Source organism: Rhizobium sp. WYCCWR 11152, assembly GCF_013087615.1.
GTDB lineage: Bacteria > Pseudomonadota > Alphaproteobacteria > Rhizobiales > Rhizobiaceae > Rhizobium > Rhizobium indicum.
Map to the genome: position 1 here is coordinate 272,525 of NZ_JABFCP010000020.1, position 13,004 is coordinate 285,528.

A 13,004-nucleotide genomic window follows, 5' to 3' on the forward strand; every position below is an offset into this window, starting at 1 on the left:
TTTGACATGACCGCATTCACGACCCGTCCAGAAATCCTCGGCACCTTCGGCGTCGTCACTTCCACGCACTGGATCGCCTCGGCTGTCGGCATGAGCATTCTCGAAAAGGGCGGCAATGCCTTCGATGCGGCAGTGGCGACGGGCTTCGTGCTGCAGATCGTCGAGCCGCATCTTTGCGGTCCGGGCGGCGATATGCCAGCAGTGATCTATTCGAAGAAGAAGGACAAGGTCGAGGTCATCTGCGCGCAGGGACCCGCCCCCGCCGGCGCGACGATCGAACACTATACGGCGGAGGGCCTGAGCCTGATCCCCGGCGACGGGCTGCTTGCGACCGTCATCCCCGGCTCCTTCGACGGTTGGATGCTGATGCTGCGCGACTATGGCTCGATGAGCGTGCGCGACGTGCTGGAACCGGCGATCTATTACGCCGAGCACGGCCACCCGATGCTGCCGCGCGTCTCCGCCACGATCAAGGGGCTCGCCGCCTTCTTCGAGAAGGAATGGCCGACCTCCCATGAGACGTGGCTGCCAGGCGGCAGCGCCCCCGAAGCGCACGCGAATTTCAGGAACCCGGTGCTTGCCGAAACCTGGAAGCGCATCATTGCCGAGGCGGAAGTGAAAAGCGGCCGGGAAGCGCAAGTGCAGGCGGCCCGCGACGCCTTCTATCGCGGCTTCGTCGCCGAGAAGATCGACGATTACCTGAAGACCGCCGAGGTGATGGATGCGAGCGGCAACCGCCACAAGGGCGTGCTGACTGCCAATGACATGGCGAATTGGTCGGCAACGATCGAGGAGCCGCTGACCTATGATTATCATGGCTGGACGATCGCCAAGATCGGCCCCTGGGGCCAGGGCCCGGTCTTCCTGCAGACCCTGTCGATCCTCAAAGGCTTCGATCTCGCCGCGATGAGCCCCACTGGCGCCGATTTCGTCCATACCGTCGTCGAGGCGATGAAGCTCGCCTTCGCCGACCGCGAAGTCTATTACGGCGATCCGAATTTTTCGGAGGTTCCCATAGCGCATCTGCTGTCGGAGACCTATGCCGCCGAGCGCCGCAAGCTGGTCGGTGCAGACGCCTCCTTCGATCTTCGCCCCGGCATCGTGCCTGGCTTCGAAGCGCAGCATGATCTGACGATAAAGATGCTCGGTGCGGATTCGAAGACCGGCGCCGTCTACGAGCCAACCATGGCGCATCTTTCCGAAAAGCGCGGCGATACCGTGCATATCGACGTGATCGACCGCGACGGCAACATGGTCTCTGTCACCCCGTCCGGCGGCTGGCTGCAATCCTCGCCGACCGTGCCCGGCCTCGGCTTTTGCCTCAACTCCCGCGCCCAGATGTTCTGGCTGAAACCAGGCCTGCCGACGTCGCTTGCGCCGGGCAAACGGCCGCGCACGACGCTGACGCCTTCGCTCGCCCTCTATGAGGGCCGCCCGACGCTGGCCTTCGGCACACCCGGCGGCGATCAGCAGGAGCAATGGCAGCTCTCCTTCTTCCTGCGTTATATCAATCACAAGCTGAACCTGCAGGCGGCGATCGACCAGCCGCTGTTCCACACCTCGCATTTTCCGGGCTCTTTCTATCCGCGCACCCGCGAGCCCGGCAGCCTGATGGCGGAAGCAAATTTCGGCCCCGATGTCCTCGATGCCCTGCGCCGCAAGGGCCACAAGCTGACGGTCGCCGATCCCTGGACGATCGGCCGGCTGACCGCCGCGAGACGCGATGCCGATGGGCTGCTGCGCGCCGCAGCTACCCCGCGCCTGATGCAGGCCTATGCGATCGGGAGATAGCCATGACCTGGTCCATCGTCGCCCGTGATCCCTTGACCGGTTATCTCGGCATCGCCGTCGCGAGCCGCTTCTTTGCCGTCGGCGCCCTTGTGCCGCATATTCGCGGCGGCATCGGCGCCGTCGCCACCCAGGCCTTCGTCAGCCCGCTTTACGGCGTCGACGGCCTGTCGCTGCTTGCCGCCGGCAGGGCACCGGAGGAGATCATCGCCGAGCTGACCGCGCGTGACGCCGGCCGCAATCAGCGGCAGTTGCACCTCATTGACGCGAAGGGGCGCAACGCCACCTTCACCGGCGCAGCATGCATCGACTGGGCAGGGCACCTGATCGACGAAAACGTCTCGGTCGCCGGCAACATGCTCGCTGGTCCCGACGTCATCACTGAGACGCTTGCCACCTACAACAAGGCGATGGACAAGCCGCTGGCCGAACGCCTGCTGTTGGCGATGCAGGCAGGCGAAGATGCCGGTGGTGACAAGCGCGGCAGGCAGTCCGCCGCCCTCGTCATCCACCGCGATCAGGATTATCCCTGGCTGAGTATCCGCGCCGACGATCATCCCGATCCGCTCGCCGAACTTGTCCGCCTCCATGCGGTGGCGGGTGAACGCTACCTGCATGTCGCCGAGACGATGGCGACGCGGCAAAATCCGAACGGCATGACCGACAGGCGCGAGATCGATGAAAAGATCGCGGCGCTGGAAGCGGCCCGCATCGCTGAAGGCAGGCCTTCCGCCTCCTTCGCCGCGCCTTTGAAGATGTGAACCAGATAAAACTAAGGGAATGGCATGAGTGATGTTTCTTCGGCCTCCGCCTCTCCGGTTCTTTCCGTCCGGAACCTGACGACCTCCTTCCTCGTCGATGGCGACTGGAAGCCAGTGGTGCGCGACGTCTCCTTCGACGTCCTGCCTGGCGAGACGGTTGCAATCGTCGGCGAAAGCGGCTCGGGCAAGAGCGTCACCTCCCTCTCGATCATGCGATTGCTCGCCAAGGGATCGAGCCGCATCGATGGCACCATCACCTTGAACGGCAAGGATGTTCTCAGCCTTCCGGAAAAGCAGATGCGCCGGGTGCGCGGCAACGACGCCGCCATGATCTTCCAGGAGCCGATGACATCCCTCAACCCGATCTTCACCATCGGCCGCCAGATCTCCGAAGCGCTCACCTGCCACGGCGAGATCGGCAAGGCCGAGGCGCGGGCCGAGACCGTGCGCCTGCTGGAAAAGGTCCGCATTCCCAACGCCGCCTCGCGCTTCGACGAATATCCGCACCAGTTCTCAGGCGGCATGCGTCAGCGCGTGATGATCGCCATGGCGCTCGCCAGCCGGCCGAAATTGCTGATCGCCGATGAGCCGACGACGGCGCTCGACGTGACGATCCAGGGCCAGATCCTCGACCTGATCAAGATGCTGCAGGAAGAAGAGGGCATGTCCGTGCTCTTCATCACTCACGACATGGGCGTCGTCGCCGAAATCGCCGACCGCACCATCGTCATGTATCGCGGCCAGGCGGTGGAAACCGGCACGACCGACGACATCTTCCATCGCGGCAGGCATCCCTATACCCGCGCTTTGCTCTCGGCCGTGCCACGCCTCGGCTCGATGGCCGACCGGAAATGGCCGCTGCGTTTCCCCGTCGTCGATACCACGACTGGTGAACGGCGCGAGCCGGTCGAGGTGGCCGATACCGTCGACCGCCGCCGGACGCCGATCCTCGAAGTCAAGAACCTCGTTACCCGTTTCGATATCCGCGGCGGGCTGCTTGGCCGCAAGACGGGCGCGATCCATGCGGTCGAGGACGTCTCCTTCGATCTCTTCCAGGGCGAGACGCTGTCGCTCGTGGGCGAATCCGGCTGCGGCAAGTCGACCACCGGCCGCTCGATCACCCGCCTCGTCCAGCCGAACGGCGGCAGTGTCAGCCTCGACGGTTATGACGTGCTGAGCCTTGACGCAGTCAGTCTCAGACGGATGCGCCGCAGCATCCAGATGATCTTTCAGGATCCCTTCGCCAGCCTCAATCCGCGCATGACCGTCGGCGCCGCCGTCGCCGAACCGATTACGGAGCACGGCCTCGGCACTGGCGCCCAGGCTCGCGACAAGGCGGCCGATCTTCTCGAACGCGTCGGGCTGAAATCCGACATGATGAAACGCTATCCGCACGAATTCTCCGGCGGTCAGCGCCAGCGCATCTGCATCGCCCGCGCGCTCGCACTCGATCCGAAGGTGATCGTCGCCGACGAAAGCGTTTCGGCCCTCGATGTCTCGATCAAGGCGCAGGTCTGCAATCTGCTGATGGACCTGCAGCAAAGCCTCAACCTCGCTTTCCTGTTCATTTCCCACGACATGGCGGTGGTCGAGCGGGTCAGTCATCGGGTCGCAGTGATGTATCTCGGCGAAATCGTCGAGATCGGTCCGCGCGCACAACTGTTCAGCAACCCGCAGCACGCCTACACGAAGAAGCTGATGGCAGCCGTGCCGGTTCCGGACCCCTCGCGGCGCGGCATCAAGCGCAATCTCGGAACCGACGAGCTCAAAAGCCCCGTTCGCCCGGTCGGCTACGTCGCGCCGCCGCGCCGATATCGGGAAGTGTCGGCAGGTCATCTGGTGCGGCTCGATGAAGCCGCCTGAACGTGAAAATCCGCTCTCCAAAGCATCAGGAAAACAAGTATTGCGGGAAATAACCCGTGCCGGTGGCGCGCGGGCTGTCTTTTTTGCTGCACCGCTTATATGACTTCTGCTAGATATTATTTTACCGATAATTATTAACGACCGATTCCACCCTTTTGTGTTCTCTTATCCTTGCGAATCAAAAAGGTTTGATTTGCCCGGGGACGGCCCCCATGTTGAAGCATGGGGCGATGCAACAGTTGGGTAGGAGCCTATGCTGCAACGGATTGAAGACATTGATGCAGCGCTCGTCGACAGGCTGCAGCATTCGGCGTTCAAGTACTTCCTGAAATATACCAATCCCGAAAACGGCCTTGTGGCGGATACCTCGATCGGCGGGGTCCCGTGCAGCATCGCAGCCGTCGGCTTTGCGCTTTCCTCCTATCCTGTTGGTGTCGAGCGTTTATGGATCAGCCGCGAGGAGGCAGCCGAACGCACGGTCAATACGCTGCGGTTCTTCGCCGAGGCGCGCCAGGGCGAGGAACGCCACGCCACCGGCCACCGCGGCTTCTTCTATCATTTCCTGCACATGGATACCGGCCATCGCGCCTGGAACAGCGAGCTTTCGACCATCGACACGGCGCTGCTTGTCGCCGGCATCCTGACATCAGCGCAATATTTCAATCGCGAAGACAACGAGACGGAGACTGAAATCCGCGAACTCGCCACCTTCATCTACGAACGCGTCGACTGGCGCTGGGCGCTGAACAAGGGCGACACTATTGCCATGGGTTGGAAGCCCTCTTCCGGCTTCCTGCGCTGGCGCTATCACGGCTTCGACGAGGCGATCATCCTCTATACGCTGGCGCTTGCCTCGCCGACGCATCCCATTCCGCAATCGAGCTACGACGCCTTTACGTCAAGCTATTCCTGGATGCTGCATGGCGAGCAGTCCTATCTCTATGCCGGACCCCTCTTCATCCACCTCTTCTCGCATGCCTGGATCGATTTCCGCACCATTCAGGACAAGCCGATGGCGGAGCGGAACTGGGATTATTTCCGCAATACGCAGGTGATGATCAACGTCCAGCGTGACTATGCCGAGCGCAATCCCGGCCAGTTCGTCGGCTATAACAGGAATATCTGGGGTTTCTCCGCCTGTGACGGCCCGCCGCCGACACGGCGCATGCGCGGCGGCCGCCAGCCGAAGGTTCTGGGTTACGCCGCCCGCGGCGCACCGCTCGGCCCCGATGACGGCACGATCGCACCCTGGGCAGCACTTGCCTGCCTGCCCTACGACCGGCAGGCGGCTCTCGACGGCACCAAGGCGCTTCTGACCACCTATCCGAACCTGCTCTTGGAAGGCGGCTTCCCCGGCGGCTTCAACCCGACGGTCAAGACCAAGCGGCCGGAAGGCTGGGTGGACGACCGCACCGTCGGCATCGACCAGGGGCTTGTCGTCATGACCATCGAGAACGACCGTTCGGATTTCATCTGGAAACTGATGCGGCAATCGCCGGTCATCCGCCTCGGGCTCGAGCGGGCCGGCTTTACCGGCGGCTGGCTCGAAGGTATCGAGCCGGAAGAAGTGGTGCGCAAGTTCGGCTAGCGCATAACCCCGGAAATCGAAATCGATTTTAGAGCCCGCGCGTCCAATGGGAGCTGCGGGCTCTTAGTTTAGTTTTCGAAGACATGCGCCTTGCCGGCGATATCGAGGCGAACGAGGTCTCCCCGCGCTGGAAGCGCGACACTCGAGGTCTTGATCAGGATTGGCGGCAGCGCCACGCCGTCGAGCGAGACGGCGACCGTGCAGACCGCGCCGCCGAATTCCACCTCGACGACACGCCCGCCATAGTCGCGATCGCTTTCATCGGCGACGACACGGATCTGCTCGGGCCGCAGCATGATTTCCGCTTTCCCCTGACGACTGCCCTCGACGGCAACACGGCCGAGGGCACAGTCTGCGAGGCCGTTTCGGATGATGGCGGGAAGCAGCACGGCATCGCCGAGGAACAGCGCCGTCTCGCGATCGCGCGGATGCAGATATAATGATTGCGGCGACCCGGCCTGGATCAGCCGTCCTTCCCTGAGCACCGCCACCTGATCGGCAAAGGTCAGCGCCTCTTCCTGGTCATGGGTAACGAGAATGGTGGTGATGCCGGCCGCCTGCAGCACGCGCGCAACCGCCTTGCGCATATTTTCACGAAGGCCGGTATCGAGTGCCGAGAATGGTTCGTCGAGCAGCATCAGCCGCGGCTTACGGCCGAGCGCGCGGGCGAGCGCCACACGCTGCTGCTGGCCGCCGGAAAGCTGATGCGGGCGCCGGATCAGCATGCCGCGGTCGAGCTCGACCATGTCGAGCAGCTCGAGCACGCGCTTCTCGCGATCAGCGGCACCTCGCTCGAAGCCGAAGCCGATATTCTCGGCAACGCTTAAGTGCGGAAACAGCGCGCCGTCCTGCGAGACGATGCCGATGCCGCGCTTGTGTGCCGGTACTGTCGCCGGACCGTCCGCGAGCAGGTCGCCATCCAGCGTCACCCGGCCGACATCGGGTTGCTCGAAGCCGGCAATGATGCGCAGCAGCGTCGTCTTGCCCGAACCGGACGGGCCGACGACCGCCGTGCGGCTGCCCGCCGCGACGTCGAGCGAAATATCCTTCAACGCCTGGACGGGGCCATAGCGCTTGCTGATGTTCTCGATCGTAAGCAGCGTCATTGGCCGGCGGTCCGTTTCGATTGGGTATAGAGCATCAGGGTCAGCGGCAGCGACAGCACGACCATCATGAAGGCGTAGGGGGCGGCCGAGACATAGTCGATCTCGCTGGTCAGCGACCAGAATTTCGTCGCCAGCGTATCGACGCCGTTGGGCGACAGCATCAGTGTCGCCGTGAGTTCATTGGTGATGCCGAGTGCGGCCAGCGCGACGCTGGCAGCCGCTCCCGGTGCTGCAAGCCGCATGGTGATCTGCCGCACTGCCTGACCCGGAGTGCGGCCGAGGCCCATCGCGGCGCGCTCCAGCTCCACCGGCGCCTGGGCGATGCTGGCGCGCAGCCCGACCATGGCGCGCGGCAGGAAAAGCATCACATAGGCGACGAGCAGCGTTGCGAAGGTCTGATAGAGCGGCAACACGAGACGCACGGTGATCGTCACCAACGCTAGCGCCACGACGACGCCCGGCAGCGAGCCGACATAATAATGGCAGGCTTCGAGCACCCGCTGGAAACGGCCGGGCGCACGCACGGAAAGCCAGGCCATCGGTGCTGCGGCAATCGTCGCCAGCACGCCGCCGACAACGGCAAGCACGATGGTCTGCAGGAAGGCGCTTCCGACTTCGATGCGCCAGATATCGATGCCGCCGAGATAGAGCCAGCGGCCAAGCGTCACCAGCGGCACGCCGAGCGTCAATACCGCCAGGATGACAGGCAGCAAAACGGCGGGCACCATGAACCAGCCCAGCCGGCGGCGGTCTGTGGGGCGTGGCGAGCCGGAGCCGACGCGGGCATAACGTTCGTTGCCGCGCACCAGCACCTCGAAGCCGAGCAGAAAAAGACAGCAGGCGACGAGCACGCCGCCGAGCATGTTGGAGGCCGGGCTGTTGTAGGAGGACTGGAACTGGTCGACGATCGCCGTCGCGAACGTGTCGAACCGGATCATCACGAACAGGCCGTACTCCGAAAGCAGATGCAGCGCGATCAGCAGAGAACCGCCGCAGATGGCGAGCCTGAGCTGCGGCAGCACGGCGCGGAAGAAGACGCGCCAGGGATTAAGGCCCAGCGAGGCCGCGGCATCCTCGATAGCCGGATCGAGACGGCGCAGCGCTGCGGCGACCGGCAGGTAGAGGAACGGATAGTAGGCGATGACCGAGACGAAGACGCCGCTCTGCAGGCCGCGCATGCCGGGAACGAGGCTGACCCAGGCATAGCTGTGCACGAAGGCAGGCACGGCGAGCGGAGCGATCGCCAGCCAGGCCCAGAGCCGGCCGAAAGGAATGTCCGTCCGCTCGGTCAGCCAGGCGAGCGTCACGGCGAGTGCGATCGACACCGGGATGGTGATCGATTCCAGCAGAACCGTATTGACGAGAAGTTCACCGACGCGTGGCCGGAAGACCAGGGTCTTCACCGTTTCCCAGCCGACATCATAGGTTACCCAGCCGATGAAGCCGAGCGGCACGAGACTGAAGATCGCGACGACGGTTGCAAGCAGGATCACCGAAGCGTGCGGCATGCGTCCGCGCGGCAAAACCATTCGCGTGGCCCTCGGCGCGACCGGCGCCTGGTTGCCGGATGCGAGCAATCTGTTGTCCTGCAGCAAGGCCGATGCCTTTACACGCTGAAAAAGGAAGGCAACCGCCTTTGAAAGGCGGTTGCCGGATGTCGTCATGCCCTAAGGTTTTCTTGAGCCAAATGCAATAGTTTTGGCCGGAAGACGCCTGCGGCAGAAAGGTCAAAGCATGTCGCGCAAAAGTGTGCCGCGGTTTTGCGACGACGACATGCGGAAAACCAAAGATCTAAAGTGTGGCGCGCCACGCTTTAGATCAGGCCGGCGGCCGTCATCAGCTCGACGACCTTCTTGCTGTCGAGGGTCGAAGCTTCGACCTTCGGCGCGTTGAGGTCGGCAAGCGGCGTGAGCTTGTCGTTGGAAGGCGCATCCTTGCCGATGGCATATTCATAGGAGGTGCCGTCCTTGAGAACTCCCTGGCCTGCCTTACCGGTGACGAACTTCAGGAAAGCCTGGGCTTCCTTCATGTGCTGGGTAGACTTCAGGACGCCGCCGCCCGAAACGCTGACGAAAGCGCCCGGATCCTGGTTCTTGAAGTAATGCATGCCGACATTCTTGCTGTTCTCGCCGGTTTTCGCCTGATCGCCGAACCAGTAGTAGTGATAGATGACCGCGCCTTCGACTTCGCCCGCATTGACGGCCTTCATGGCGACGCTGTTGCCCTTGTAGGGGGTGGCGTTGTCCTTGAGGCCCTTCAGCCATGCCTTGGTGGCATCTTCGCCCTTCAGCTGCAGCAGGGCTGCGACGATAGCCTGGAAGTCGGCGCCGGCAGGTGCCGCACCCCAGCGGCCCTTCCAGGCCGGATCCTGGAGGTCGAGCAGCGACTTCGGCAGCTTGTCTTCGGTGAGCTTCGTCTTGTCATAGGCAAAAACGGTGGTGCGGGCGGCAATGCCGGTCCACATGCCGTCAGCCGGGCGATACTGATCCGGAACCTGATCCAGCGTTTCCTTTTCGATGGGAGCGAAAAGGCCCGCGCCATCGACCAGCGTCATCGCCGGCGAATTCTCGGTCAGGAATACGTCGGCCGGAGAGGCGTCGCCTTCCTGGATGATCTGGTTGGCGAACTGCATGTCGCTGCCCTGGCGCATGGTGACCTTGATGCCGGTCTCCTTGGTGAAGGCATCGATCCATTCGCGGCCGAGGCTTTCGTGCTGGGCATTGTAGACGACGAGACCTTCATCCTGCGCATTGGCGCTGCCTGAAAGCGCGGTGGCGGAAAGAAGCGAAGCGGCAAGCGCGAGGGAAAAACGGTTAAGAGCAATTTTCATGATGGCCTCCGTAGCGATGTCACCCGAGCTCTCCAAGGGCGATCAGAGGCGTATATTTTTCCTGACTGGCAATTTCAAGTTTGGCTTGGCAGGAAAAGACATCACAATATCTTGACTAAATATTTCATATTAAAAGGGAATAAGTCTCGATTTGAACAAAAAGGCGGCACTCCCGAGCGCCGCCTCTCTTTCAGCCCGCCTATTCGACGTCGAACTTGACGCCTTGCGCCAGCGGCAGCGTCCTGCCGTAATTGATCGTATTGGTGGAGCGGCGCATATAGGCCTTCCAGGCATCAGAGCCGGATTCGCGGCCGCCGCCAGTCTCCTTCTCGCCGCCAAAGGCGCCGCCGATTTCGGCACCCGATGGCCCGAGATTGACGTTGGCGATGCCGCAATCCGAACCGCGCGCCGAGACGAAGGTTTCAGCCTCGCGCATGTCGTTGGTGAAGATCGACGACGACAGCCCTTGCGGCACGGCATTGTGCAGCGCCAGCACTTCGTCGAAATCGCTGTATTTCATCACGTAGAGGATCGGCGCGAAGGTCTCGTGCTCGACCGGTCCGGTCTGATCGGGCATTTCGACAAGCGCCGGCCGAACGTAGAAGGCCTCGGTCGAGCCGGTTTCGACGCGGTCGCCGCCGGTCACCGTGCCGCCGGCCGACTTCGCCTCGCCAAGCGCTGCCTGCATGTTCTTAAAAGCCTGGCCGTCGATCAACGGTCCTACAAGCGTGCCGGTCTCCAGCGGATTGCCGATGGTGACGGAGCCGTAGGCCTTCTGCAGACGCGGCACCAACTGGTCGTAGATGCTGTCATGCACGAAGAGACGGCGCAGCGTCGTGCAGCGCTGGCCGGCCGTGCCCATGGCGGAGAAGGCGACGCCACGCAGCGTCAGGTCGAGATCGGCGCTCGGGCAGACGATCGCCGCATTGTTACCGCCGAGCTCAAGAATGGCGCGGGCAAAACGCTGCGACAGGCGCGGACCGACGGAGCGGCCCATGGCCGTCGAGCCCGTGGCGGAAACGAGTGGGATCTTCGGATGGTCGACCAGCACTTCGCCGACCTCACGGCCGCCGATGATCAGCGTCGACAGATTGGCCGGTGCGGTACCGCCCTCGGCGACGAAACGCTTCAGCGCCTTTTCGAACAGAGCCTGCACGGCAAGCGCCGTCAACGGGGTCTTTTCCGAGGGCTTCCAGACGGTGGAATTGCCGCAGACCATCGCAAGTGCTGCATTCCACGACCAGACGGCAACGGGGAAATTGAAGGCGGAAATGATGCCGATCACGCCGAGCGGATGCCAGCTTTCCATCATCCGGTGCTCGGAGCGTTCGGTGGCGATCGTCAGGCCGTAAAGCTGACGGGATAGGCCGACGGCGAAATCGCAGATGTCGATCATCTCCTGCACTTCGCCCAGACCTTCCGAAGTGATCTTGCCAACCTCGATCGAAACGAGACGGCCGAGCGCCGCTTTGGAGGCGCGCAGCTCTTCGCCGAGCAGGCGGACCAGTTCGCCGCGCTTCGGCGCCGGCACGGCACGCCATTCGAGGAAGGCCTGGTGCGCCGCTTCGATTGCCGCCTTCGTCTCGGAAACGGAATGTTCCCTGAGTTTGCCGATTTCCTTGCCGGTGACCGGCGAGGTGACGGAAAGCGTGCCGCCGTGATAGCGGCCGGCATCGACGCCGAGTTCGGCAAGCAGCTTGGCGGTTTCGGTGGCGAGATCGAGGACGGCGATGGTCATTGTCGTGTTTCCAATCTTATTGTGCTTTAGAAGCGGGCATCGGCGAAATGGGCAACCTGAGCGCCGGCTTCGTACCATATTTCCTTGAGCGCGCGGAAGCTCGGTTCGGTGGGCGCAGTCAGCGGTAGCGGCAGATCGGCTTCCGGAAGCCGGCCGAGGATATGCTCTGCCAGCGTGCGACCAAAGACCGTGCCGGGTGCAATGCCGCGGCCATTGTAACCCGAAAAGCCGACGACCCCAGGCGCGAATTTGTGGAAGCGCGGTAGCGCATTGTCGGTCATGCCGATCTGGCCATACCATTCGCACTCGAATTCGACATCGCCGACCACAGGGAAAAGCCGCTTCAATGCGCGTTTGGCCCAGCCCTTGTGTACGGCAAGCCCGGTATTGCGCAGCGCCCCGACACTGCCGAAAACGAGCCGGCCGGCCTGATCCATGCGGAAAGAGGAGAGGATTTCCTTGGTATCCCATGCGCCTTCCCGCCCTGGCAGGATCGACTGACGCAGATTGTGGCCCAGCGGCACGGTGGCGAAATTGAAATAGGGCAGATGCACCTGTTCGCTGCGCACCTGCTCCCACGGGCCGGTGCTGTAGGCATCCGTTGCGACGATGATCCACTCGGCGCTGACTTCGCCGCTTGCCGTCTTCACGGTCCAGCGGCTGCCATTGCGCTCCGTCGCGATGACCGGGCTGGATGTGTGAATGGCGACGCCGGCCTTGACGGCGGCATGGGCAAGGCCGCGCGCATAGGCAAGCGGCTGCAGCGTGCCGGCGCGTTTGTCGAGCAGCGAGCCGGTATAGGCATCGCTGCCGATGCGTTTTGCCGTTTCCGCCGCATCGAGCAGCGTCACGGCTGCGCCGCGGGCGGACCATTGCGCCGCGCGATCCTCGATTTCCTTCAGCCCGTCCGCGCCGACCGCGCAATGCAGCGTGCCGTTCCGTTCGAGTTCGCAGGCAATCTGATGTTTGTCGATCAGCTCCATGACGAGCTTCGGCGCATTGCCGAGCAGATCGAGCAGACGTTCGCCATGCACCGGGCCGAGCACGTTGGGCAGATCGTTCGGCATCACCCACATGCCGGCATTGATCAGCCCGACATTGCGCCCGGCGCCGCCGAAGCCGATCTCCTTGGCCTCCAGCAGCACCACCTTCGACCCGGCCTCGGCAAGATGCAGGGCGGAAGAGAGGCCGGTGTAACCGCCGCCGACGATGACGACGTCGGCCGACATCGCACCGTCGAGAGGCGAGGTCGTCGGCGCTTCGGGCGCTGTCTTTTCCCAGAGGCCGTGGGAGCGCGGATCATTCAGCATGGCTCAGTCCGATCGGAGCG

The 13,004-nt window shown here is 63.2% G+C and carries 9 protein-coding genes; 4 read left to right on the forward strand and 5 right to left on the reverse strand.

All coding sequences use genetic code 11. The features are described from left to right. Nucleotides 1-6: 6 nt before the first annotated feature. The 4 genes from G9X67_RS28790 (at nt 7) to G9X67_RS28805 (ending at nt 6,000) form a co-directional block, all read left to right on the forward strand. Nucleotides 7-1,791, forward strand: coding sequence for a gamma-glutamyltransferase family protein (locus G9X67_RS28790; RefSeq protein ID WP_138331867.1), 1,785 nt, complete (start codon nt 7-9; stop codon nt 1,789-1,791). Between the two features lie 2 nt (nt 1,792-1,793). After that, nucleotides 1,794-2,549 carry a DUF1028 domain-containing protein gene (locus tag G9X67_RS28795; protein WP_171600233.1) on the forward strand — a complete coding sequence of 252 codons (756 nt, stop codon included), beginning with the start codon at nt 1,794-1,796 and terminating at the stop codon, nt 2,547-2,549. A gap of 24 nt (nt 2,550-2,573) precedes the next feature. After that, entirely contained in the window at nt 2,574-4,412 is a 1,839-nt protein-coding gene (locus G9X67_RS28800; RefSeq protein WP_171600234.1) for an ABC transporter ATP-binding protein, read from the forward strand. 253 nt (nt 4,413-4,665) lie between these two features. Continuing rightward, complete coding sequence (locus tag G9X67_RS28805) at nt 4,666-6,000, forward strand: glucoamylase family protein (RefSeq protein ID WP_171600235.1); 1,335 nt, start codon at nt 4,666-4,668, stop codon at nt 5,998-6,000. Nucleotides 6,001-6,068: 68 nt separating this feature from the next. Here the strand turns inward: G9X67_RS28805 and G9X67_RS28810 are convergent, their stop codons facing one another. The 5 genes from G9X67_RS28810 to G9X67_RS28830 all read right to left on the reverse strand — a co-directional run bounded on the left by G9X67_RS28810 (nt 6,069) and on the right by G9X67_RS28830 (nt 12,984). Further along, nucleotides 6,069-7,106: an ABC transporter ATP-binding protein gene (locus G9X67_RS28810; RefSeq protein ID WP_138389415.1), complete on the reverse strand. Its 1,038-nt coding sequence runs from the start codon at nt 7,104-7,106 to the stop codon at nt 6,069-6,071. Further along, the gene (locus G9X67_RS28815; RefSeq protein ID WP_138331872.1) at nt 7,103-8,770 is read right to left on the reverse strand and encodes an iron ABC transporter permease; all 1,668 of its coding nucleotides are present in this window, start codon (nt 8,768-8,770) and stop codon (nt 7,103-7,105) included. The genes G9X67_RS28810 and G9X67_RS28815 overlap by 4 nt, the downstream gene beginning before the upstream one ends. Nucleotides 8,771-8,919: 149 nt before the next feature. After that, on the reverse strand, nt 8,920-9,936 hold the full coding sequence (locus G9X67_RS28820; RefSeq protein ID WP_138331873.1) for an iron ABC transporter substrate-binding protein: 1,017 nt from the start codon (nt 9,934-9,936) through the stop codon (nt 8,920-8,922). A gap of 199 nt (nt 9,937-10,135) precedes the next feature. Continuing rightward, nucleotides 10,136-11,674, reverse strand: coding sequence for an aldehyde dehydrogenase family protein (locus G9X67_RS28825; RefSeq protein WP_171600236.1), 1,539 nt, complete (start codon nt 11,672-11,674; stop codon nt 10,136-10,138). A gap of 26 nt (nt 11,675-11,700) precedes the next feature. Beyond that, nucleotides 11,701-12,984 (reverse strand): FAD-binding oxidoreductase, encoded by a 1,284-nt coding sequence (locus G9X67_RS28830; protein WP_138331875.1) that lies wholly within the window; start codon nt 12,982-12,984, stop codon nt 11,701-11,703. Nucleotides 12,985-13,004 lie beyond the last annotated feature (20 nt).